The organism is Pseudomonas sp. Ag1, from assembly GCF_000278565.1.
Lineage (GTDB): Bacteria > Pseudomonadota > Gammaproteobacteria > Pseudomonadales > Pseudomonadaceae > Aquipseudomonas.
In genome coordinates this window covers 169,126-192,460 of record NZ_AKVH01000113.1, presented here as the reverse complement: position 1 = coordinate 192,460, position 23,335 = coordinate 169,126, and the positions used below count along the sequence as shown (strand labels likewise).

At 62.3% G+C, this 23,335-nt stretch carries 21 protein-coding genes; 9 read left to right on the top strand and 12 right to left on the bottom strand.

Annotation, left to right across the window (positions count from 1 at the left end; all coding sequences use genetic code 11):
• Positions 1 to 44 precede the first annotated feature (44 nt).
• Positions 45 to 3,017, bottom strand: coding sequence for an autotransporter outer membrane beta-barrel domain-containing protein (locus A462_RS00945; RefSeq protein ID WP_008439493.1), 2,973 nt, complete (start codon positions 3,015 to 3,017; stop codon positions 45 to 47).
• A gap of 87 nt (positions 3,018 to 3,104) precedes the next feature.
• Here A462_RS00945 and A462_RS33995 point away from each other — a divergent pair, with 87 nt between their 5' ends.
• Entirely contained in the window at positions 3,105 to 3,380 is a 276-nt protein-coding gene (locus A462_RS33995) for a helix-turn-helix domain-containing protein (RefSeq protein WP_008439490.1), read from the top strand.
• A gap of 218 nt (positions 3,381 to 3,598) precedes the next feature.
• Here A462_RS33995 and A462_RS00950 read toward each other — a convergent pair whose 3' ends face one another.
• From A462_RS00950 to A462_RS00960, 3 genes are read right to left on the bottom strand one after another with little or no spacing between them, the layout of a single operon-like run.
• Positions 3,599 to 4,270, bottom strand: coding sequence for a GNAT family N-acetyltransferase (locus A462_RS00950; protein WP_008439489.1), 672 nt, complete (start codon positions 4,268 to 4,270; stop codon positions 3,599 to 3,601).
• A gap of 13 nt (positions 4,271 to 4,283) precedes the next feature.
• Complete coding sequence (locus A462_RS00955) at positions 4,284 to 4,730, bottom strand: GNAT family N-acetyltransferase (protein WP_003213433.1); 447 nt, start codon at positions 4,728 to 4,730, stop codon at positions 4,284 to 4,286.
• Positions 4,727 to 5,362, bottom strand: coding sequence for an FMN-binding negative transcriptional regulator (locus tag A462_RS00960; protein ID WP_008439488.1), 636 nt, complete (start codon positions 5,360 to 5,362; stop codon positions 4,727 to 4,729). Before A462_RS00960 ends, A462_RS00955 begins: the two co-directional genes overlap by 4 nt.
• 90 nt (positions 5,363 to 5,452) lie before the next feature.
• Between A462_RS00960 and pdxR the strand changes: the two genes are divergently transcribed.
• Complete coding sequence (pdxR, locus tag A462_RS0132845; protein ID WP_032899908.1) at positions 5,453 to 7,015, top strand: MocR-like pyridoxine biosynthesis transcription factor PdxR; 1,563 nt, start codon at positions 5,453 to 5,455, stop codon at positions 7,013 to 7,015.
• A 21-nt stretch (positions 7,016 to 7,036) separates the two neighbouring features.
• Here the strand turns inward: pdxR and A462_RS00965 are convergent, their stop codons facing one another.
• From A462_RS00965 to aspA, 6 genes are all read right to left on the bottom strand, one after another.
• Positions 7,037 to 8,128 (bottom strand): polyamine ABC transporter substrate-binding protein, encoded by a 1,092-nt coding sequence (locus A462_RS00965; RefSeq protein ID WP_008439486.1) that lies wholly within the window; start codon positions 8,126 to 8,128, stop codon positions 7,037 to 7,039.
• On the bottom strand, positions 8,125 to 9,159 hold the full coding sequence (locus tag A462_RS00970) for a histone deacetylase family protein (RefSeq protein WP_008439485.1): 1,035 nt from the start codon (positions 9,157 to 9,159) through the stop codon (positions 8,125 to 8,127). Before A462_RS00970 ends, A462_RS00965 begins: the two co-directional genes overlap by 4 nt.
• A 154-nt stretch (positions 9,160 to 9,313) precedes the next feature.
• Positions 9,314 to 10,306: an AraC family transcriptional regulator gene (locus A462_RS00975; protein WP_008439484.1), complete on the bottom strand. Its 993-nt coding sequence runs from the start codon at positions 10,304 to 10,306 to the stop codon at positions 9,314 to 9,316.
• Positions 10,307 to 10,356: 50 nt separating this feature from the next.
• Positions 10,357 to 11,334, bottom strand: coding sequence for an asparaginase (locus A462_RS00980; RefSeq protein ID WP_008439483.1), 978 nt, complete (start codon positions 11,332 to 11,334; stop codon positions 10,357 to 10,359).
• Between the two features lie 77 nt (positions 11,335 to 11,411).
• Entirely contained in the window at positions 11,412 to 12,863 is a 1,452-nt protein-coding gene (locus A462_RS00985; RefSeq protein ID WP_003213417.1) for an alanine/glycine:cation symporter family protein, read from the bottom strand.
• 392 nt (positions 12,864 to 13,255) lie between these two features.
• Entirely contained in the window at positions 13,256 to 14,680 is a 1,425-nt protein-coding gene (aspA, locus tag A462_RS00990; RefSeq protein ID WP_003213415.1) for an aspartate ammonia-lyase, read from the bottom strand.
• Between the two features lie 181 nt (positions 14,681 to 14,861).
• On the opposite strand from aspA, the gene A462_RS00995 reads away from it, so the two are divergent.
• The 5 genes from A462_RS00995 to A462_RS01015 all read left to right on the top strand — a co-directional run bounded on the left by A462_RS00995 (position 14,862) and on the right by A462_RS01015 (position 18,653).
• Positions 14,862 to 15,770: a LysR substrate-binding domain-containing protein gene (locus tag A462_RS00995; RefSeq protein WP_003213413.1), complete on the top strand. Its 909-nt coding sequence runs from the start codon at positions 14,862 to 14,864 to the stop codon at positions 15,768 to 15,770.
• Positions 15,771 to 16,102: 332 nt separating this feature from the next.
• Positions 16,103 to 16,594 carry a 5-(carboxyamino)imidazole ribonucleotide mutase gene (purE, locus tag A462_RS01000; RefSeq protein ID WP_003213411.1) on the top strand — a complete coding sequence of 164 codons (492 nt, stop codon included), beginning with the start codon at positions 16,103 to 16,105 and terminating at the stop codon, positions 16,592 to 16,594.
• A gap of 12 nt (positions 16,595 to 16,606) precedes the next feature.
• Entirely contained in the window at positions 16,607 to 17,692 is a 1,086-nt protein-coding gene (locus A462_RS01005; RefSeq protein WP_008439478.1) for a 5-(carboxyamino)imidazole ribonucleotide synthase, read from the top strand.
• 103 nt (positions 17,693 to 17,795) lie between these two features.
• Complete coding sequence (locus A462_RS01010; RefSeq protein WP_003213408.1) at positions 17,796 to 18,041, top strand: GlsB/YeaQ/YmgE family stress response membrane protein; 246 nt, start codon at positions 17,796 to 17,798, stop codon at positions 18,039 to 18,041.
• Positions 18,042 to 18,119: 78 nt separating this feature from the next.
• On the top strand, positions 18,120 to 18,653 hold the full coding sequence (locus A462_RS01015; RefSeq protein WP_023659290.1) for a DUF3299 domain-containing protein: 534 nt from the start codon (positions 18,120 to 18,122) through the stop codon (positions 18,651 to 18,653).
• A gap of 120 nt (positions 18,654 to 18,773) precedes the next feature.
• On the opposite strand, the gene A462_RS01020 is transcribed toward A462_RS01015, so the two are convergent.
• Together A462_RS01020 and A462_RS01025 are read right to left on the bottom strand one after the other, a co-directional pair.
• A complete protein-coding gene (locus A462_RS01020) occupies positions 18,774 to 19,673 on the bottom strand; it encodes a D-hexose-6-phosphate mutarotase (protein WP_008439477.1) in 900 nt (299 codons plus the stop codon).
• A gap of 58 nt (positions 19,674 to 19,731) precedes the next feature.
• Positions 19,732 to 20,136 carry an acyl-CoA thioesterase gene (locus A462_RS01025; RefSeq protein WP_003176975.1) on the bottom strand — a complete coding sequence of 135 codons (405 nt, stop codon included), beginning with the start codon at positions 20,134 to 20,136 and terminating at the stop codon, positions 19,732 to 19,734.
• Positions 20,137 to 20,593: 457 nt separating this feature from the next.
• Here A462_RS01025 and A462_RS01030 point away from each other — a divergent pair, with 457 nt between their 5' ends.
• Positions 20,594 to 21,883: an MFS transporter gene (locus A462_RS01030; protein ID WP_003213403.1), complete on the top strand. Its 1,290-nt coding sequence runs from the start codon at positions 20,594 to 20,596 to the stop codon at positions 21,881 to 21,883.
• 329 nt (positions 21,884 to 22,212) lie between these two features.
• Positions 22,213 to 23,202 carry a phosphate ABC transporter substrate-binding protein PstS gene (locus A462_RS01035; protein ID WP_003213401.1) on the top strand — a complete coding sequence of 330 codons (990 nt, stop codon included), beginning with the start codon at positions 22,213 to 22,215 and terminating at the stop codon, positions 23,200 to 23,202.
• Positions 23,203 to 23,335 lie beyond the last annotated feature (133 nt).

The following is a 23,335-nucleotide window of genomic DNA, read 5'->3' as shown; positions in this document are numbered from 1 at the left end:
CCATCCACCCTTTGCCTGCCAGAGATGTCTCTAGTGGGCCGCGATTAAAAACTCATCTGCCATTGCCCGATCAGCCCGTGATTGCGGCTGTTACTGCCTATTTCGCCGCTGTAGCCCACGCCGAGGGTATGGCGTGCCGACAGGCCTACATCCAGCCCGGCTTCCAGCAACAGGCTGTCGCGGTCCAGGGCGCTGCCTTCGACGTTGAACGCGGTGCCGCCCATCAGGAAGGCCTGGCGGGTGCTGCTGTCTACGTCGCCGTAGGTGTGCTTCCAGCCGGCGCTGACCCGCGGTGTGAGACTGATGCCGTTGTCCAGCTGGCTCAAGTGCGCCAGGCGCAGGCCGAAGGTGCTGCTGAAATTGTCCTGGGTTTGCCCGTCGACATGCAGGGCGGCGGCGCCGCCTTTTTCGTTGTAGCTGTCGCGGTGGTAGCGCTGGTAGCCGAGGTTGGCGTATGGCTCGGCGCTCAGGCGCCCGCTGCCTATGGCATAACCCAGTTCGGCGAAGGCTTGTTGGCTGTCGGCGTCGTAGTCACCTTTGGGCCGATCGTTGAAACCGTCAAATGCCACCGTACGTTTACTGTCTCCCTGGTGCCCGCTGTACGCAGCACCCAGGCGCAAGGCCAGCGGTCCGCTCTGGCGCATGGCGTAGACGCCGGCGTGCCAGCTGTCGACGCTGCCGTCGACGCCGGTGGTGTCCAGGTCGGTCTTCGAATAACCGCCCAGCACGCCCACGCGCCAGTCCGAATCGAGCGCCCAATCGGCCCCCAGCACGCTGCCTTTGGTGCGCTGGGTCAGGCCATTGCTGCCGTGGTCGCCGTCGAGCTTGCCGTAGCTGCCGATACCTTGCAGCCACAGGCGGCCCCGGGCGTTGGGGTCGTTGAGGTTGCGGGCTTCGGCGGGTACGCCGGTGGCGGCCAGTACGGGGGTGTCTTTTTGATCAAGGCCCACCAGCAGTCCGGCACCGCCGCCCAGTTGGTGCATGGCGTTCAACATGCTGTTGCCGACCTGGGCGCTGGCGCCGAGGGTGGCACTGGTCAGGTTGGCGGTGCTGCTGCCGGCCAATTGCTCGATGGCGGCACCGGCGCTGCTGTTGGTGGTGTTGAGCAAGGCGTTGTACAACGCGTTGTTCTTGCCCAGGCTCGCCAGGGCGTTGGCGGCGCGGGTGCCGTTGCCGGTGTTGGCGAACTGATTGAACGCCACGTCATTGCGGGAATAGGTCAGGCCGACCTGGGTAGGGCTGTAATCCAGGGTGGGGGTGAGGAAGGCATAGTCGCTGGTGACCTTGCCGAACGTGCCATTGATGCTGCCGGCCTGCAGTACCGTGTAGTGGCTCTGCCACGGGTAGGTGCCGGTGCCGGGATTGACCGCCAGGGTCGCGCCATTCAGGTACGCGGTGCCGCCGACCTGGACCGGTGCGCTGCTGCCGTCGGCATTCACGCCATAGGCCAGGGTCGAGCCGCTGGTCATCGTCAGGTCGCGGGTGATGCTGGCGGTGCCGAGGGCGGTGTTGGTCTGCAAGGTGCCTTTGACCAACAGGCTGCCGACACTACCGCCACCGGCATAAATACCGCCTTCATCGACGGTCAGGTTGCCAGCGATCCCGCCCTGGTTGATCAGCTTGGCGCCGCTGAAAATCTCGCCGCCGTCGCTGAAGTCGCCGCTGCCGGTGAGGGTCCAGGTGCCTTGCTTCACGTCCAGCCATTCGAAGTTGCGGCTGTCGCCAAAACTGCCGCCGGCGGCGTCGTCCATGATCACGCGGTCATATCCGGTGCCGCCATCCACCACGCCGACAAAGCGGCTGCCGCCGAGCAGGGTCAGCGTGTCATCGCCGCCGCCCAAATCCAGGGCCAGGCCGTTGCTGCCGCTGATCAAGCCGGCGTTGACCACCGTGTCGGCAAACTCGCCGACGAACTTCACGCCGAAGCCGTTCAGGCCCTGAATGGTGCCATGGTTGATCAGGGTGGTTGCAGCAAGTCCCGGGCCGTCGCTGCCGTCGTCCACCAGCACCGCGTTGTTGGCACCGCTTACCAATGCACCCACGCCGTTGAACACATAGCCACCACCGAGGGCGATGCCTTCGCTGCCGTTGGCAAAGCCGTTCTTGTCGACACCACCGGCGCCGACGCCCTGGATGACTCCGTAGTTTTCGATGTGGGCAATCTTGTCGATGTCCACGCCGTCACCATCGCCGTCCGGCTGCAGTCCGGAAAATGCGCCGGTAATAGTGCCGTGGTTGATCACCGTGCCATCGCCGTCGGAACCAAAGCCCGAGCCGTTGCGGCCGATTACCGTGCCGTAGTTGGTCAGCGTGGCGCCCAGGTCGGTGGTGATGCCGTGGCGGCCGCCGGAGATGAGGCCGTAGTTGGTGACGGTCACGCCAGTAGCGGAGTCGATGTCGACGCCGTCGAATTTGTCATCACGCGAGTGGGTATCGCCGGTGGAAATCTCGCCATAGTTGGTGATGCTGGCGTTGCCGCCGGTCTTCATACCGTCGCTGGCGTCGCCGCGAATCAGCCCGCCAAGACGGTTGATGATGGTGGTGCTGACGTTCGGGCTGCGGATCGCATCCAGGTCCAGCCCTTGGCCGGTGGCAGAGCGAATGGTGCCGCTGTTGTCGATCAGCAGGCTGCCGCTGGCGAAGTTGCTGTCGATGCGCAGCGCGTCGTTGGCGCCCTGGATCACACCGCCTGCGCGGTTGTAGATGGTGTAGTTGCGAGCGGCGGTGAGGTCGCCGCTGCTGTCGATCCCGCGGCCGCCAGTGGAGGCGATAGTGCCCGAGTTATCGATCCGCACGCCATTGCCGCTGGTGCCGTCTTTCAAGGTCACCGCGACTTTGGAAGTCGTAATGCTGCCCGGTGCCGAAATCGTCAACGAGTCACTGGCACCCAGGGTTTGCCCGGTGGTGGTGGGCGTGTCGATCTGCAGCGTCTTGGTTGGCGTGGGCGCCGCATCGACAAAACCGCTGCTGACCAGCAGGCCGAGAGTGAGCGCAAGGCGCTGGGGCGAAGGGGGCATGGCGGGCGACCTTGTTTTAGGAAAAGAGTCGACCTGTATAGCGGAGGTTTTTTACAGAATGATGGCGAGGAGGTGACGGGGATTGAAATGAGCCTGACGGTTGAAGAACGAACCCGGTTGATCGAAAGCATTCAGGATGCATTGGCCGAGGGAACGCTGGAAATAGCCGAGGCGGTACGCCGGCTGCGAACGGAAATCACTGGGCTGCATCAGAGCCAGTTTGCCAAGATGTGCAAAATCTCCGTACGCACGCTGGTGCATATCGAACATGGCGAGGGCAATCAGACGCTGAAGTCGTTGAACGCAGTGTTCAGGCCGTTTGGGTTGAAGATGGGAGTGGTGAAGGTTCGCAGAAGCTTGTAGGAAAAGGCGATGGCGTGGTGTTTGATCGTGAGCAAGTATTTCAAGGTATAGATGCTCGCCTATTCGCCTCGGCTGAGCACAAGGCCCGGATACGCTGAAGATACAATGTGGGAGCCGGGCTTGCCTGCGATGACGGTGGGTCAGTTGATACATTTGACTGATACACCGCTTTCGCGAGCAAGCCCGCTCCCACATTTGTCAGGGGGTGGCAGGGTGGCTTAGGTACGGCACTCCACCAGCGTTTTCAACTGTCCCGAACCGGTCTGGTTTGCATCCGACAGCCACGTTTCAAACCCGGCCCCAATCGCCGGCCATTCCCCATCCAGGATCGAATACCACGCCGTATCCCGGTTCTTTCCCTTCACTACCGTGTGCTGGCGAAACACCCCTTCAAAACTGAAACCCAACCGCTCGGCGGCATTTTTGGAGCGGGCGTTGGCGTTGTTGCACTTCCACTCCAGGCGACGATTGCCCAGCTCAAACGAGTGCCTGGCCAGCAGGTACACCGCCTCGGTGCTTTTCGGTGAGCGTTGCATCGGTGCACCGAAGGTCACGTGGCCGATTTCAATGCGGCCTTGCTCGGGCACGATGGACATCAGGCTGAGGATGCCTTGCACCTCGCCGCTGGCCTTGTCGATCACACTGAAGAAGTACGGGTCGCTGTGGGACGCGTGGTTGTTCAGCCAGGCATCGAAGGCGGCACGTTCGGGGAACGGGCCGTAAGGCAAATAATCCCACAGCTTCGGATCCGCGCCGGGGCCTTGCAGGGCATTGAACAGGTCATCGCCGTGGCGGGCCGGGTCGAGTTTTTCCAGGCGCACGAAGCGCCCTTCGATGAGGGTGACGGTGGGCGCCGGGACACCTTTCCAGTCGGCCAATGATGTCGTCATGCTGTGCTTCTCCTTAAAGACCTTTGCGAAACTGGATAAAACCGGGGCGTTCGGCGATGCGTTCGTACAGCTGGATGGCGGTGGCGTTGGTCTCGTGGGTCAGCCAGTGGACCTTGCAGCAACCGTCGGCCTTGGCGGTGGCGTAGACGAATTCGATCAGCTTTCGGCCGACGCCGGTGCCGCGCTGGGCCGGATCTACCAGCAAATCCTGCAGGTAGCAGGAGTTCTCGATGCTCCAGTTGGAACGGTGGTAGATGAAATTGACCATGCCTACGGCCTTGCCGTCCTGCCAGGCCAGGGCCGAGTGGGTCGGCTCATTGGCGTCGATCAAGCGTTGCCAGGTGTTCTGGCTGACGGCGTCGGGCAGCTCGGTGTTGTAGAAGCGCAGGTAGGCTTGCCACAGGGGCAACCAAGCGGCGTGGTCGGCGGCACTGACCTGGCGGATTTCGATCTGGCTCATGATGGCTCCTTGGGAATAAAGCGGGCGAGGGTCTGGTCGCGCACGTCGGTGCTGGCCGCCAGGCCCTCACGAACGCCGGCGATGTCCGCCGGGCTGCGGTTCTGGCTGAGTTTTCGTTTGCCTTCCAGGCGTTGGATCGGCAGGGCAAAGCCGACGATGGCCTTGAGCATGCCGTCGATGTAGTCGGCCGGGGCGTCGCTGACTTTCCAGGGTTGGGCGCGATTGCCTTCATGGCGGTCGGTGAGGGCGCTGACCAGTTCGAGCAGGCGCTCGGCGTCGGTGAACACTTCGCCGGTGCCGTAGGCGTGTACCGCGATGTAATTCCAGGTCGGCACCACTTTGCCGTGTTCGGCCTTGGCCGGGTAGAACGCCGGGCTGACGTAGGCCTCGGCCCCGGCAAAAATCACCAGGGCCTCGCCGCCATTTTGCAGGTCCTGCCATTGGCGATTGGCCTTGGCCATGTGCCCGTAAAGGGTGCCGTTGGGCCCTTCATCCGGGTTGAGCAGCAGCGGCAAATGGCTGGCTTGCAGGCCTTGTTCGCCCAAGGTCACCAGTTGCGCCAGGCGCGTGTGCTGGATCAGTTGCTGGATTTCAGGCAAGTCATCGAGGGCAAAGGCGCGTGGTGTGTACATGAAGATTTTCCTTGGCGAATGCCTGCATCCTAGGCAGGCTATTGGTTCGTTGTAAGAGCCATCTACAGTCAATTTTATAGGTCCAATTCCATGCCTGCGTTAGAACCACCGCTCTCGTTCAACCCGGCGGGTATCGAGTTGGACCGACGCCAGGGACTCACCCGCCAGCTTTATCAGGCGCTGCGCCAGCGAGTATTGGATGGCCGGTTGGTCAGTGGCACCCGGCTCCCCGCCAGCCGTGACCTGGCGGCGGCACTATCGATTTCGCGCAACAGTGTGGTTCGCGCCTACGACCAACTGTATGCCGAAGGATTTATCGAAGGCCGCGTGGGTGATGGCACCTATGTGGCGCAATTGCCGCAGACGTCGACGCCCGCAAAAAAACTATCCACAAAAGTGTCCACAGGGTTATCAACAGGCTTATCCCCAGGTTTATCCACAAAGCGCCCGGATTTACCTGTGTTTTCGTCCAGTCAAGTTATCCACAGCGGTGCGCTGGCGCGGGTGGAAAACAATCATTTGGCGCTTCCGCCCAGTGGTCCGCCGAGGGCTTTCAGGGTGGGCGTACCGGCTTTCGATCTGTTCCCGTTTGACGTGTGGGCCAAGCTGAATGCGGCTTTCTGGCGCAAGCCGGACTTGCAGCAGTTGTGTTACGGCGACCCGGCGGGCGACGCGCGCCTGCGTGGATTGATTGCGGCCTATCTACGCAGTTCTCGCGGCATGCAGTGCACGGCTGAGCAAATAGTGATCACCAGTGGCGCGCAGCAGGCAATCAGCCTTTGTGCACAGCTGCTGGTGGAGCCCGGCGATGAGGTTGCCATCGAGAATCCGGGGTATCGGGCAGCAGGCCATGCGTTCGCGGTGGCGGGCGGCCAATTGCATGGCGTTACGGTGGACAGCGAGGGCATCGACTGCGCTGCCTTGAACCGCCTCGGCGGTTGCCGCCTGGCCTACGTCACCCCGTCCCATCAATACCCCACCGGCGTGGTGATGAGCCTGGCCCGGCGCCTGGAACTGCTGGCCTGGGCCGAGCGTACGGGCGGCTGGATCGTCGAGGATGACTACGACGGTGAGTACCGCTACAGCGGCGCGCCCCTGGCGCCACTGGCGGCCCTCGATCGTACGGGGCGGGTGCTGTACGTCGGGACCTTCGGCAAGGTGGCCTTTCCGGCGCTGCGCCTGGGCTACCTGGTGTTGCCGGCCGGCCTGGTCCAGGCCTTTGCCCGGCGCCGCGCGGTGGACGTGCGCCACTCGGAAGTCAGCACTCAGGCGGTGATGGCGGAGTTCATGGCGACCGGGCATTTTCAGCGCCATGTACGCCGCATGCGCCGCGCCGCGCAGAGCCGGCTCAATGCGCTATTGGCCGAATGGCCCGCCGACATTGAAGGCGTTGGCCGCCTGCCGTCGGTGGCGGCCGGGCTGCACCTGACCGTGCGGGTCGACAGCCTGGCGCGGGAACAGGCGCTGATCCAACAGGCGGCGGCAGTGGGTGTGGAGGTCAATGGCTTGAGCAGCTATTGGTTGCCGGAGTCACTCACGCCGCAGGATCAGCGTGCCGGATTGGTATTGGGGTTTGCTGCCGTGCCCGAGGCACAGATCAGCCAGGCGTTGAAGCGCTTGGGCCAGGTTTGGCGCGCGCCGGTTGCGCACTGAGGCGCAACCGGCGGCAACCGATCAGGTGCCGGACTTGATCTTGGTCCAGGCGCGGGTCCTGGCTCGTTCGGCGTCACGTCCCAGGGGCTTGAGGGTATACAGCGTGGCCATGGCCGCCTCGGTCGGGTACAGGTTGGGGTTGTTGCGAATCGCCGGATCCACCAACCCGGTGGCGTCCTTGTTGGGGTTGGGGTAACCGACAAAATCGCTGATCGGCGCGATCACGCCCGGTTGCAGCAGGTAGTTGATAAAGGCGTAGGCGTCTTCCGGGTCCTTGGCGCCTTTGGGGATCGCGAGCATGTCGAACCAGATCGGCGCGCCTTCTTTGGGTAGCCGCATGTCCACGGTCACACCGTTCCTGGCTTCCTTGGCGCGGTTGGCGGCCTGGGAGAAGCTGCCGGAATAGCCGACCGCCACGCAGATGTCGCCGTTGGCAATGTCGGCCATGTACTTGGACGAGTGGAAATAGGTGATGTACGGGCGGATCTTCATCAGCAGTGCTTCGGCTTTGACATAGTCCGCCGGGTTGCTGCTGTTGGGGTCCAGGCCCAGGTGTTGCAGGGCCAGGGGCAGGATTTCCGACGGCGAATCCAGCAGCGCCACGCCGCATTGCTTGAGCTTGCTGATGTTCTCGACGTTGAAGATCAGGTCCCAGCTGTCCACGGGCGCGTTGGCCCCCAGCGCGGCCTTGACCTTGTCCGGGTTGAAGCCGATCAGGATGGTGCCGTACATGTAGGGCACGGCGAATTTATTGCCGGGATCGTTGGCCTCGATCAGCTTCATCAACTTGGGATCAAGGTGGTTCCAGTTGGGCAGTTTGCTGCGGTCCAGCGGCTGGAACACCGAGGCTTCGATCTGCTTGGCCAGGAACACGTTGGACGGCACCACCACGTCATAGCCGGAGTTGCCGGTCAGCAGCTTGGCCTCGAGGGCTTCGTTGGTGTCGAAGATGTCGTAGACCAGCTTGACGCTGGGGTTCTGCGCCTTGAAATCTTCCAGGGCCTTGGGCGTGATGTAGTCGAACCAGTTGTAGACCCGCAGGGTTCTTTCTTCGGCGTGCGCGGCCCCGCTCAGCACGGCGGCGCAGAGGACGAGATGCTTGAGCATGTTCATTGGGCGAATCCCTCAAAACCTTCGAGAACGTTGACGGCATTGATGCCGATTTCTTCCACGGCGTAGCCGCCTTCCATCACAAACAGCGTCGGTTTGCCGAGGCGGGCGATTCGCGCGCCCATCGCCAGGTAGTCGGGGCTGTCGAGCTTGAACTGGGAGATCGGGTCGTCCTTGAAGGTGTCGACGCCCAGCGAGACCACGATGATGTCGGCGCCGTAGCGCTCGATATCCCCGCAGGCCTGCTCCAGCGCGGCGCTCCAGCGGTCCCAGCCAGAACCTGCGGGCAACGGATAGTTGAAGTTGAAACCCTCACCGGCGCCTTCGCCCAACTCGTCGGCGTAGCCTAGGAAGAACGGAAATTCCGCCTCCGGATGGCCGTGGATCGAGGTGAACAGCACATCGTCGCGCTCGTAGAAAATCGACTGGGTACCGTTGCCGTGGTGGTAGTCCACGTCGAGGATGGCCACCTTTGTGTGGCCTTGGTCGAGAAACGCCTGGGCTGCGATCGCCGCGTTGTTGAGGTAGCAATATCCGCCCATCAAGTCGCTGGCGGCGTGGTGCCCGGGCGGACGGCACAGGGCGAAGGCACTGCGGGCGCCTTGCTGGATCGCCTGTTGCGCGGTGAGAGCGACTTGCGCCGCGCTGTAGGCCGCTTGCCAGGTGCCGGCGGTGATCGGCGCGCCGCCGTCGAAACTGTAATAGCCGAGCTGGCCGTGCAGGCTGGTGGGGATGACCCGGCGCAAGGTGCGGGCGGGCCAGGTGTAGGGCAACAAGTCCCCGTCCTGGCCAAATGCGGTCCAGCGTTGCCATGCGCCTTTGAAGAAGTCCAGGTACGCGGGGCTGTGAATGCGTTGCAGCGGCGCCAGGCCAAAATCCTCAGGCGCTTGCACCGGGCCCAGTTCGCGGTCCTTGACCCGTTGCAACACATGGTCGGCGCGCGAGGGCATTTCAAAACAGGGCATCAGTTGCCCGTCCATCAACTCGCACCGGCCATGGTGCAGGTGGTGATCGTCCGAGTAGATCGTCAGCATATTGTTGTTCTCCGCAGGCTGAATCGGTGAGTCCAGTCTTGCGGCGGGTGGGATTAATGAGAATGGCAGGAGCGGCCAAAAGGGGATAAATATGGCCAAAGTGTGTGACCGCAATTCGCCCCGAAATGGCGCGGCCGTGCCCCAGCAAGTGGCTTCAGGGGCGGAACTGGCTGGGTGCGACGCCGCTCCAGCGGACAAAGGCGTGACGGAAACTCGCGGTTTCGCTGAAGCCCAGCGCCTCGGCAATTCGGTAAATGGGCAGCTCATCCTCGCCCAGCAATCGCTTGGCCCGCTCGAAGCGTAGCTCGTCCAGCAACTCCTGATAGCTGCAGCCCAAGTCATGCAGGTGCCGGCGTAGCGTGCGCGGGGAGCAGTTCATCTGCTCGGCCAGGCCGTCGAGGCCCGGCGCGGCGCTGAGTTGGCTGGCGAGCAGGTGGCGAATCTTGCCCAGCCAGGCCTGGCGCCCGGTGAACTCGGTGTTTTGCTTGCGGCAGCGCTCGGTCATGGCCTGGTGGGTGACGGCGTCGGCTAATGGCAGGGGCTGGTCCAGCCAGCTTCGGTCGAAGGCAAACGCGTTGGCGATGGCGCCGAATTGCAGCGGGCAGGCAAAGATTTCGGCGTACCGTGCGCGGTAATCCGGGGCGTCGTGTTCAAAGCGCGCCCCCAGCAGCGGCAGGGCATGCCCCAGCAGGTCGTCGCAGATCACCTTCAACGAGGCCAGGCAGAGTTCGACGTTGAACGTTTCCAGCGCCGGATTTTCCCGGTAATCCGCAGCGCTGAACCAGATGCGCGTGCCGTCTTCCTCAAGGTCCAGCTCGAAAAGTGTTCCCAGCAGCGCCGGATACCGCAGCGCCAGGCGCAAAGCGTCACCGAAGGTGGCACTGGTGAGCAGTGCGTAACCGAGCATGCCATAGGAAGAAACGTGCATTTGCCGGCCCAGCTCCAGGCCGATATCCCGGCGCAGGGCCACGGCGTTGGCGCACACGCGCATCTCCTGGTTGGTGGTGATGCGGGTGTCGGCGCGGCTCAAGTCCGCCGCGCAAATACCGCTGCCGGCCAGCAAGGCCTCGGCGGGTTGGCCTTCGGCCTTGAAGGTATTGAGCACCAACGAGACGGCATTGAGGGTGGTGAGGTGGGAGTGCAACATGGGTGCTTCCAGCCAGGGGATGGCTGGAAGAGGAGCAAGTTATATGCCGGTCAGCTCAGTTCGCCGCACAGGTCGAGTTCGACCAGGCGGCGGACTTCGGCGGTGTCCAGCCCGGCGCCGATCAACGCATTGAGCTTGCCGAACGCGGCTTCACGGGTCATCCCGCCACCTGACAACACCCCGACGCCCCGCAAGCGGCTGCCGGCCTCGTACACGTCCAGCTCCACACCGCCTTCATGGCATTGGGTGATTGCCACCACGACCACGCCGTTATCCTGCGCGCGCTGCAGGCTGGCGAGGAACTGTGGGTTGTCGCTCGGCCCGGTGCCGCTGCCGAAGCATTCCAGCACCAGCGCCTGGATGCCGCTGTCGATCAACGCGTCCAATTGCGCGGCGGCGATGCCCGGCACCAGTGGCAGCACACCCACATTGGCCAGCGCCTTGGCCTGGCGGTAATGCAGCGCCGCCGGAACCAACTCGGCTTGGGCGACGCCGCCGTTACGCTGCAATGCGGCAAACGGATGGCGACCAAAACTGCGGATCTTCGCGCAACGGGTCGGGGCCATCAGTGCGCCGTGGAAGTACAGTTGCACGCCCGGCGCCAGGCCAGCGCCCAGGGCTGCCAGCGCACCGCTGACGTTTTCCCAGGCATCGCTGTCGGGCACACCGGCCGGCAGCATCGAGCCGGTAAACAGCACCGGCGCGGGCAGGCCCAGCAGTTGGAAACTCATGGCCGCAGCGCTATAGGCCAGGGTGTCGGTGCCGTGCAGCACCAGTACGGCGTCGCAACCCTCGTCCACCGCCTCGATCACGGCGACGCGCAGGCGCTGCCAATAGGCGGGGGTCATGTTCGCACTGTCGATCAGCGGGGACATTTCCCGAAAGCGCCAGGCTGGCATATTCAGTTGGGCGAGGGCTTCGCTCATGCGCGCTTCAAACCCCGAAGCGGGGGCCAGGCCGTTGGCGCTGGCCTGCATGCCGATGGTGCCGCCGGTGTAGAGCACCATGACGTTGTTGGCTGGTTGCATTGAAGAATCTCCTGAACGAAAAACGCCGCCGGGCCCAGAGCATGCCCAAGGCCGGGCGGCGTGTCATCTATCTAGGTTTAGCGTTGCGCTTGAGCGTTCAGTTCTGCGGTCGCTTGAGCGGCTGGCTCAGGCTTCACCGGATTTGCCGGCCAGGCCTTGCGGTCCAGGTCCAGGTCCGGGAACTTGCTGGAATCAAACACCGGGGTCTTGATGCCCGCAGCACGCTGGCCGTCGTAGTCATTCAGGATGCGCATGGCGATCTTGAACAGGAACGCCAGGGCGAACAGGTTGACGAACGCCAGCATGGTCATGGTGATGTCGGCGAAGGCAAACACGGTGCTCAGGTTCTCGATGGAACCCCAGAAAATCAGCACCAGCACCAGCGCACGGTAGCCCATCAGCACCTTGCGGTTGTCGCCCACGATGAAGCGCAGGTTGCTCTCGCCGAGGTAGTAGTTGTACATGATCGAGGTGAACACGAACAACGCCAGGGCCACCGAGATGAACATCCGGCCCCAGTCACCCACCACCGCCGCCAGGGAGTTCTGGGTCAGGGCAATGCCGTCGCCTTCAAAGCCCGGGGTGTAGAAGCCCGAGAGCAGGATCAGCAGCGCGGTGCAGGTGCAGATGACGAAGGTGTCGAGGAACACGCTGAACGCCTGAACCACGCCTTGGGCGATCGGGTGTTCAACCGAGGCGACTGCCGCCACGTTAGGCGCACTGCCCAGGCCGGCTTCGTTGGCGAACACGCCGCGTTTCACACCCATGATGATCGCGCTGCCCACCAGGCCACCGAAGGCCTGGTCGAGGCCGAAAGCGCTCTTGACGATGGTCGCGAGCATGGCCGGCACGTGGTCGAATTGCAGCACGATCACGTACAGGGTCACCGCGATGTAGACCAGGGTCTTGACCGGTACCAGCAGGTCGGCGATCGAGGCGATACGCTTGATCCCGCCGATGAACACCAGGCCCAGCAACACCGCCAGGGCCAGGCCGGTGTAGGTGGTGTCGAGGCCAAACGCGTTGTTCAGCGAGTGGGTGACGGCGTGGGCTTGCAGGCCATTGAAGGCGAAGCCGAAAGTCACCAGCAGCAGGAACGCCATCACCATGCCCAGCCAGCGTTTGTGCAGGCCGTGCTGGATGTAATACGCCGGGCCACCACGGTAGGTGCCTTCAGCGTCGGTGCGTTTGTACAGTTGGCCGAGGGAGCACTCGATAAAGCTCGAAGACATGCCCACCAGTGCGGTGACCCACATCCAGAATACGGCGCCCGGGCCACCCAGGGTCACGGCAATGCCGACGCCTGCGATGTTGCCGGCACCCACGCGCCCGGCGAGGCTGAGCATCAGCGCCTGGAACGAACTGAGCTGGCCGGCGCTGCTTTTCAGGCTGTCGCGAAACACCGAAAACATGTGGAAAAAGTGACGCAACTGAACGAAACGCGAGCGGATCGTGAAGTAACCACCGAGCCCGACAATGAGCACGATCAATACTTTCCCTGAGAGGAAGTCGTTGATGACTTCTAGCATGGAGTGTTCCTCGCTGATTTTTCTAATGGCAAACGCAGGACGGTCCGACGCATCGCTCGGCACCAGGCAGTGCACGACGCTTCGACCCCAATCCTTTTGCGGGTGTTGTTATTCATGCGGTTTCGCGCTTCCCAGGGTCTCGTTACCGACGACCGCTGACGCGAAGAGGGGCGGCACTATACCTAGGAGTGGGTGATCCGTCTGCACGAGGCGATTAAAGGTTTCAGCCAAGGCGTTACGGGCAAGGCGGGTTTGTTGGGCGATCTTGGAGTTTTTATTGGCGTCATTTCACAACCTTGAGGCAAAAAAAAGGGCCTGAAGAACGAGCCTTCAGGCCCTCAAAAGGTGAGAGGTGTCTAGTCCCTCAACCTGGTGAGCGGTGCAACAAACGCTTAGGCCTTCAGAGGCACCAAGCGTGGGGCAATCATGTTTTCGGGGCGCAGGATGTCGTCGAGCATGGCGTCGTCGAGCAAGCCTTCTTCGCGCACCAGTTCCAGCACGCCGCGGCCGCTTTCAAGGGCGATACGGGCGATGCGGGTGGCGTTTTCATAGCCGATGTACGGGTTCAGCGCGGTGACCAGGCCGATGGAGTGTTCCACCAGCTCGCGGCAGCGGGCTTCGTTGGCAGTGATGCCGACGATGCAGTGCTCGCGCAGCATGTCCATGGCGCGTTGCAGCAGGCGGATCGAGTCGAAGATCTTGTAGGCGATCAGCGGCTCCATCACGTTCAGTTGCAGCTGGCCGCCTTCGGCCGCGATGGTCAGCGCCAAATCGTTACCGATGATTTGGAACGCCACCTGGTTCACGGCTTCCGGGATCACCGGGTTGACCTTGCCGGGCATGATCGAGCTGCCTGGCTGACGCGCCGGCAGGTTGATTTCGTTGATGCCGGTGCGTGGGCCGCTGGACAGCAGGCGCAGGTCGTTGCAGATCTTCGACAGCTTCACCGCGGTACGCTTGAGCATGCCGGAGAACAGCACGAAAGCGCCCATGTCGGAGGTGGCTTCGATCAGGTCGGCAGCCGGTACCAGCGGCTGGCCGCTGATGGTCGCCAGGCGCTGGACGGCCAGGGCCTGGTAACGCGGGTCGGCGTTGATGCCGGTACCGATGGCGGTGCCGCCCAGGTTCACTTCGGTCAGCAGCTCAGGCGCCAGGGTCTTCAGGCGGGCCAGGTCTTCACCGAGGGTGGTGGCGAAGGCACGGAATTCCTGGCCGAGGGTCATCGGCACGGCGTCTTGCAGCTGGGTACGGCCCATTTTCAGGACGTGGCTGAATTCTTCACCCTTGGCAGCGAACGCCTGGATCAGGCTGTCGAGGCTGGCCAACAGCGCGTCGTGGCCCAGCAGCAGACCCAGGCGGATCGCGGTCGGGTAGGCGTCGTTGGTCGACTGCGCCATGTTCACGTCGTTGTTGGGGTGCAGGTATTGGTATTCGCCCTTGCTGTGGCCCATGGCCTCCAGCGCGATGTTGGCGATGACTTCGTTGGCATTCATGTTGGTTGAAGTGCCAGCGCCGCCTTGAATCATGTCCACCACGAACTCTTCGTGGAAATCGCCGCGGATCAGACGGGCACAGGCTTCGCTGATGGCAGCGTGCTTGGCTTCGCTGAGTTGGCCCAGCTCGCGGTTGGCGTCAGCAGCTGCCTGCTTGACCATTGCCAGGCCGACCACCAATTTCGGGTAATGCGAAATCGGAACGCCCGAGAGACGGAAGTTGTTCACCGCTCGCAGGGTCTGGATGCCGTAATACGCTTGAGCGGGTACTTCGAGTACGCCAAGCAGGTCTTTTTCTGTGCGGAAAGATGCAGCGGAGGACATGACGGAAATCATCTCGATATGGACCCGGGCTAGGCCGGAACGCTGTGAATGCTAGGCTTGCAGGAGATTTTGGGCCAATGCTGTTAAACACTGGCCTATGCATAAACGGCATAATGTCGGTGTGACCCCGTTACCATGACGGACGTGTGTGCCAAAATGGTGCGTGCCCCGGGAGGATGTGATGAACCTTGAAAGCAAATGGCTGGAAGACTTTAGCGCCCTGGCTGCCACCCGCAGCTTCTCCCAGGCGGCTGAGCGGCGCTTCGTCACCCAGCCGGCGTTCAGTCGGCGCATCCGCAGCCTGGAGGCGGCGCTGGGGCTGACCCTGGTCAATCGCTCGCGCACGCCGGTCGAACTGACGGCGGCGGGGCAGTTGTTCCTGGTCACCGCGCGGACCGTGGTCGAGCAGCTCGGCGAGGTGCTGCGCCACCTGCATCACCTGGAAGGCGGGCAGGGTGAAGTCATGCAAGTGGCGGCGGCGCACTCCCTGGCCCTGGGTTTCTTCCCGCGCTGGATCGCGCAGTTGCGCAACGAAGGGCTGAACATCGCCACGCGGTTGGTCGCCACCAACGTGGGCGACGCCGTGCATGCACTGCGCGAAGGCGGCTGCGATTTGATGCTGGCGTTCTACGACCCGGATGCGGCGATGCAGATGGACCCGGAGATCTTCCCGTCGCTGCACCTGGGCAACACCGAGATGCTGCCGGTGTGCGCCGCCGATGCCGACGGCAAGCCGTTGTTCGACCTGGAAGGCGAGGGCAGCGTGCCGCTGCTGGCCTACAGCGCCGGAGCTTTCCTGGGGCGCTCGGTAAACCTGCTGCTGCGCCAGCGGGCGCTGCGCTTTACCACGATTTACGAAACGGCCATGGCCGACAGCCTGAAAAGCATGGCCCTTGAGGGCTTGGGCATTGCCTGGGTGCCGCAGTTGAGCGTGCGCGCCGAGCTGGCCCGGGGTGAACTGGTGGTGTGCGGCGGCCCGCAATGGCATGTGCCGCTGGAGATCCGGTTGTATCGCTGTGCATTGGTGCGCAAGGCGAACGTGCGGTTGTTGTGGCGCAAGCTGGAAGGCGGCGCGGCGCAGAATACCTGAGCCCACACAGATCAAATGTGGGAGCGGGCTTGCTCGCGAAAGCGGAGTGTCAGTCAACCCATCTGTGGCTGATCCACCGCATTCGCGAGCAAGCCCGCTCCCACATTAGTTTTCTGGTGTGTTCGCTGACCTGGAAGTCAATAAAACCGCCTGTTTGCGGTGTAAGACAGATGGTCATTCCAGGGGCTGTTTATCTGCGTTATTACGGTATACTGCGCGGCCTTCGGCCGGTCCAACCGGCCTTAATTCGTACAACAAGCCACGCTGGATTTCCCGCGTGGCTTGTTGTTTTTTGACGCGCCTGCGGGCGCCCAGAGAGAAGAGGCACGACGATGAGTGCATTGGTTGGCGTGATCATGGGCTCCAAGTCCGATTGGTCCACCCTTAGCCACACCGCCGATATGCTGGAAAAACTCGGCATTCCCTACGAAGTGAAGGTGGTTTCCGCCCACCGCACTCCGGATTTGCTGTTCCAGTATGCCGATGAAGCAGAATCCCGTGGCATCGAGGTGATCATCGCCGGTGCCGGCGGCGCAGCTCACCTGCCAGGCATGTGTGCGGCCAAGACTCACCTGCCAGTGCTGGGCGTACCGGTGCAGTCGTCGATGCTCTCGGGCGTGGATTCGCTGTTGTCCATCGTGCAGATGCCCGCCGGTATTCCGGTGGCTACCCTGGCGATCGGCAAGGCCGGCGCGATCAACGCTGCCTTGTTGTCCGCCAGCATCCTCGGCGCCAAGCACCCGCAGTTCCACGCGGCGCTGAAAAAATTCCGTGCTGAGCAGACAGACAGCGTCCTGGACAATCCAGACCCACGCATTGCCTGAGGTGGTTGATTGATGAAAATCGGTGTAATCGGTGGCGGCCAACTGGGCCGCATGCTGGCCCTGGCGGGTACGCCGCTGGGGATGAACTTCGCGTTCCTGGATCCGGCACCAGATGCCTGCGCAGCTGCCCTGGGTGAACACCTGCGTGCGGACTACAGCGACCCGGATCACCTGCGCCAACTGGCCGATGAAGTCGACCTGGTGACCTTCGAGTTCGAAAGCGTCCCGGCTGAAACCGTGGCCTTCCTGTCGCAGTTCGTGCCGGTATACCCGAGCGCCGAAGCCTTGCGCATCGCTCGTGACCGCTGGTTCGAGAAGAGCATGTTCAAGGACCTGGGCATCCCGACACCGGCTTTCGCCGACATCCAGTCCCAGGCTGACCTGGACGCCGCAGTCGCCTCCATCGGCCTGCCGGCCGTGTTGAAGACCCGCACCCTGGGTTACGACGGCAAGGGCCAGAAAGTCCTGCGCACCGCCGCCGACGTGGTCGGTACCTTCGCCGAACTGGGCAGCGTCGCCTGCCTGCTGGAAGGCTTCGTGCCGTTCACCGGTGAAGTCTCGCTGATTGCCGTGCGTGCCCGCGATGGCGAAACGCGTTTCTACCCGCTGGTGCACAACACCCACGACAGCGGCATCCTCAAGCTGTCCGTGGCCAGCACCGATCACCCGCTGCAAGCCCTGGCCGAAGATTATTCGAGCCGTGTGCTGAAGCAACTGGATTACGTCGGCGTGATGGCGTTTGAGTTCTTTGAAGTCGACGGTGGCCTCAAGGCCAACGAAATCGCCCCGCGCGTGCACAACTCCGGGCACTGGACCACCGAAGGCGCCGAGTGCAGCCAGTTCGAAAACCACCTGCGGGCGGTAGCGGGCTTGCCATTGGGCTCCACGGCAAAAGTCGGCGAGAGCGCCATGCTCAACTTCATCGGCGTGGTGCCGCCGGTTGATCGCGTGATCGCGATTGATGACTGCCATCTGCATCACTACGGCAAGGCGTTTAAGGCCGGGCGCAAGGTCGGCCACGCCAACCTGCGCTGCAAGGATCGCGCGACGCTGCAAGAGCAGATCCTCAAGGTCGAAGCGCTGATCGCCGAGCAATAACCCAAGGCCGGGCGGAACCATTGGTACCCGCCACCCTCTGATTGCAGGAAGCCAAAGTCTGACTAGGCTTTGACTGAATTCACTTCAATCAGAGGGAAATGCCATGGGTATCATTGGGACCATCTTTATCGGTTTGATCGTCGGCCTGCTGGCGCGTTTCCTGAAGCCAGGCGACGACAGCATGGGCTGGATCATGACCATCCTGCTGGGTATCGCCGGTTCGCTGGTTGCGACTTATGGTGGCCAGGCACTGGGCATCTATCAGGCGGGCCAGGGCGCAGGCTTCATTGGTGCGCTGGTGGGTGCCGTGGTGCTGCTGGTGATCTACGGTCTGCTGAAAAAGAAGTAATTTAGCGACCAGGCCCTCTGCGCTGCGCAGGCGCAGAGGGCTAGAATGCCGGCACTGTAATCCTTGCCGAGCCTCTCCATGCGCCGTCTTCTGTTATCCCTTCTTCTATGCACCGGGTTGGCCCACGCTGGCGAACTGCCGGAAACCGACTGGCTGGAACTGATGCCCAAGTCGGACCAGAAAGCCCTCGAAGAAATGCCGGAAATCGACCACAACTCCCCGGAAGCCCAAGGCACGTTCACCGCAAAGGGTGGCCTGAAGCAGAGCAAGGGTTTGCCGGCGGTTATGTATTCCACCAAGACGGTGGCTGCCATGAACGGCAAGAATATTCGCATTGGCGGCTACCCCGTGCCGCTGGAAACCGACGCCAAGGGCCGCAGCACGCTGTTCTTCCTGGTGCCTTATCCGGGCGCCTGCATCCACGTGCCGCCACCGCCGCCCAACCAGTTGGTGCTGGTGCGTTATCCCAAGGGCTTGAAGCTGGATGACATCTACACGCCGCTGTGGGTGACGGGCACGCTGAAGGTGGAGAAGGTCAACAATGACCTGGCCGATGCGGCGTATGCGTTGGATGCGGGGAAGGTGCGGGCGGTCAAGGAATCGGATCTCTGATCTGACGCAGCACCTAATGTGGGAGCGGGCTTGCTCGCGAATGCGGTGTGTCAGTCAGCACATGCACTAACTGGAACACCGCATTCGCGAGCAAGCCCGCTCCCACATTTTTGATTGGGGTTACAGGGCGATACCGCTGACGCTCACGCCCAGGGTATGGCTTTCACCCGGCGCCAGCGTCACCACATCGTCCAGCACATTCGCGGTCTCGATGCACAACATGCCCTGCCAGCCGTCGTCGGCCATGTCGCTGAAGGCCTTGGCGCGTTCGGTCCACGGGTTCCAGATCACCGTCGAGCGCGAGCCTGTGCTGGTGAGCTGAACGCGGCGCTGCCAGTCTTTATCGACGATGTTCACTTGAGCCGGGGTGTCGAGGTAGATGCGGTCGGTCTCGGCGGTGAAGTGCAGCAGCCCGGATTGCTGCTTTGGGGTCCAGCCGTCGGCCGTATCGATATAGTCCCGCCCGTCCAGGCCGTCGACCTGCACGTTGCGTACATCGCTGACCGCAAAATAGCTGTGCAGCGCCTGGCTGAGGCTGACGGTCTCGGCGCCGTGGTTGTGGCTGGTCAGGCGGATGTGCAGTTGATCATCCAGCAGGATGCTCATCTTCAGGTCAACCTGATGCGGCCAACCCGGGAAGCCACCTTCAGGCACTGGCAGTTCCAGCTCAACCCTCAGCGCTGTGCCTTCAGCCTCAACGCCAGCCAACGTCCAGTCAGCGGTCCGCACGAAACCATGGGCACCGGCCGGCTCGGCACCCTGGTACATGGCCTTGACGCTCTGCGGGTTGCGATCGAACACACCAAACCACGGCCAGCACACCGGCACGCCGGTACGAATGCCTTTGCCTTTCTTGAACACCACCTGATCGTTGGGCCAGATGATTGGCTTCTCGCCAGCGCGCTGGTAGCTGACGATATGCGCACCTTGCTGGGCCACCACCAATTCGGCGCCGTTGTGGCGGATGCGCCAAGCGTTCAGCTCATCCAGTTTTACGGTTTCAATGTTGGGCGTAGACATAGGCGCGCGCTCTCAATGGCAGACAATGGGGCAATGGACCGTCAAAACGTCGCGATGTTTAACGCGCCCGCGACGGAACCGAGCGGGTGCGGCCGCTGCCATCGATGGCAACGAACACAAACACCGCCTCGGTCACCTTGCGCCATTCGCTGGACAGCGGGTCGTCGCTCCACACTTCGACCATCATCTGGATCGAGCTGCGGCCGATTTCCAGGGCCTGGGTGTAGAAGGACAACTGCGCGCCGACGGCCACGGGCACCAGGAATGCCATGCGATCAATCGCCACGGTGGCTACGCGGCCACCGGCAACCTTGCTCGCCATGGCGGTGCCGGCCAGGTCCATCTGCGCGACCAGCCAGCCGCCGAAGATGTCGCCGAAACCGTTGGTTTCACGCGGGAGTGCGGTGATTTGCAGGGCGAGATCGCCTTGCGGGATAGGATCTTCTTGTTCGAGTTCGATCATGCCGGTGCCTCTGACCCGTGACGCTTCATGGGTATTTCAAGTGGATAGCCGTCTTCTGGAAAAACGTTTCAGCACCAACATACACCGCTCGATGCGTTTCTCGTAAGGCGTACTAAAGGGAAACTCTGCCAAATCGGCTGGTGAATAACCAACGGCGTTTTGGCACAGCAGCCCCTCAAGGATGCGGGTCTGGCGCTTGCAAGGGCCGAGTATATCGAGCCGTCGGCGCCACGACGACCTCCCGACGCTCATTTGGTCGGTAAATAGACGCTGTATCGCGGCTTTTTCCGGCAACTGTGCTCCTGCTCATATTAATTGCACGTCTGCTACGGAAATATTTCGCGGATCTGAACTGTTAACGGCTCAACGCTGTGCTTTTTCAAGCGATTTGCTATCTTGCCAAACCTGCCGCAAGTCCCGGGCTTGCCGTCCTGACTACTATAAGAGAAGCCTTGCCATGTCCTCCGTGCCCGCAAGCAGTGCGCAACCGTCGCGCCCGCTGACCCGCAACGACTACAAAACCCTGTCGCTGTCTGCCTTGGGCGGGGCGCTGGAGTTCTACGACTTCATCATCTTCGTATTTTTTGCGACGGTAGTCGGGAAGCTGTTCTTCCCGGCGGACATGCCCGAATGGCTGCGCATGATGCAGACCTTCGGCATCTTCGCCGCCGGCTACCTGGCGCGGCCGCTGGGCGGGATCATCATGGCGCACTTCGGCGACCTGCTGGGGCGCAAGAAGATGTTCACCCTGAGCATCTTCATGATGGCCGTACCGACCCTGATCATGGGCCTGCTGCCCACCTACGCGCAGATCGGCCTGTGGGCGCCGATCCTGTTGCTGCTGATGCGCGTGATCCAGGGCGCGGCGATTGGCGGTGAAGTGCCGGGCGCGTGGGTGTTCGTATCCGAGCACGTGCCGCCCCGTCACATCGGTTATGCCTGCGGCACCCTGACCAGCGGCCTGACGGCCGGCATCCTGTTGGGTTCGCTGGTGGCCACCGCCATCAACACGCTCTACAGCCCGGAACAGGTGTCGGATTACGCCTGGCGCATTCCGTTCCTGCTGGGTGGCGTGTTCGGCCTGTTGTCGGTGTACCTGCGTCGCTGGCTGCACGAAACCCCGATCTTCGCCGAGATGCAGCAGCGCAAGACCCTGGCGGCCGAGCTGCCGTTGCGCGCGGTGTTGCGTGACCATCGTGGCGCCATCGTACTGTCGATGCTGTTGACCTGGCTGCTGTCGGCCGGTGTGGTCGTGGTTATCCTGATGACGCCGACCGTGCTGCAAACGATCTACCACTTCAGCCCAACGGTGGCGCTGCAGGCCAATAGCCTGGCCATCGTCACCCTGAGCCTGGGGTGTATTGCTTCCGGCGCCCTGGCCGACCGTTTTGGTGCCGGGCGCGTGCTGATCATCGGTTGTGCCTTGTTGCTGGCAACGTCCTGGACGCTCTATCACAGCCTGATGGCTCACCCGGACTGGCTGTTCCCGCTGTACGCCTTGACCGGCCTGTTTGTAGGCACCATTGGCGTGGTGCCCTATGTCATGGTGAAAGCGTTCCCGCCGGTGGTGCGTTTCAGCGGTTTGTCGTTCTCCTACAACGTCGCCTACGCCGTATTCGGTGGCCTGACGCCGTTAGCGGTGTCGCTGCTGATGAAGGAAAGCCCGATGGGCCCTGCTTACTACGTGGCTGCCCTGTGCGTGATGGGGATGGCGGTGGGTGGGTACCTGTGGAAGCGCGGGCGCTGACACGTTTTTGAAAACTGCCGGACAACCTTGTGGCGAGGGAGCTTGCTCCCGTTGAACTGCGCAGCCGTTCCATTCTGGGGGCCGCTACGCGACCCAACGGGAGCAAGCTCCCTCGCCACAGATTTTGCCTTACAACGATTACAGATTGTTTCCACGAAATCGCTCCAACCTCCTCGCAAGCCCCGGATTTATTGGCGTTTCTCCTTCCTGTCAGCTTTTTCATAAATGCTGGCCTTTCATCTAATTGTCATATTCCAGACATAGAGTGTTCACACGGCCTACCGATACTTGGCCCCGATCCAACTATCCCTATCTGCTAGGAGCAAGGCATGAAACTGAAACGTTTGATGGCGGCAATGACTTTTGTCGCTGCTGGCGTTGCGACCGCTAACGCGGTAGCCGCTGGTGTTGACCCGGCGATTCCGGCTTACGTGAAGACCACTGGTGTGTCGGGCAACCTGTCCAGCGTTGGTTCCGATACCCTGGCAAACCTGATGACCCTGTGGGCTGAGGGTTACAAAAAGGAATACCCGAACGTCAACATCCAGATTCAGGCCGCCGGCTCCGCCACTGCACCTCCTGCACTGACTGAAGGCACCTCCAACCTGGGCCCGATGAGCCGCAAGATGAAGGACACCGAACTGGCTGCCTTCGAGCAGAAGTACGGCTACAAGCCAACCGCGATCCCGGTTGCCGTGGATGCCCTGGCCGTGTTCGTGCACAAGGACAACCCGATCCAGCACCTGACCATGGAGCAAGTCGACGCGATCTTCTCCTCGACTCGTCTGTGCGGCGCCAAAGCTGACGTCAAGACCTGGGGCGACCTGGGCGTGACCGGCGACCTGGCCAACAAGCCAGTGCAACTGTTCGGTCGCAACTCGGTATCCGGCACCTACGGCTACTTCAAGGAAGAAGCCCTGTGCAAAGGCGACTACAAGCCTAACGTGAACGAACAACCTGGTTCGGCGTCGGTTGTGCAGTCCATCAGCTCCTCGCTGAACGGCATCGGTTACTCGGGCATCGGTTACAAAACCGCCAGCGTGAAAACCGTGGCCCTGGCCAAGAAAGGCAGCACTGACTTCATCGAAGACAGCGAAGAAAACGCCCTGAACGGCAAATACCCGCTGTCGCGCTTCCTCTACGTCTACGTCAACAAAGCCCCGAACAAGCCTCTGGCCCCGCTGGAAGCCGAGTTCGTGAAGCTGGTTCTGTCCAAACAGGGCCAGGAAGTGGTAGTGAAAGACGGCTACATCCCGCTGCCAGCCAAAGTTGCCGCCAAGGCACTGGCTGACCTGGGCCTGAAAGAAGGTGGCAAATAAGCCGCCGGTAAACCTGCCTTGAACCGCGGTTTACCCACGGTTCAAGGCCCGGGCGGGGTCTGTAAGACCTGGACCTCGCCTCCCATTTTTTAATCCGCTGCCAGCCCTGCTACGCGGCGGATTTCTTGCGTCA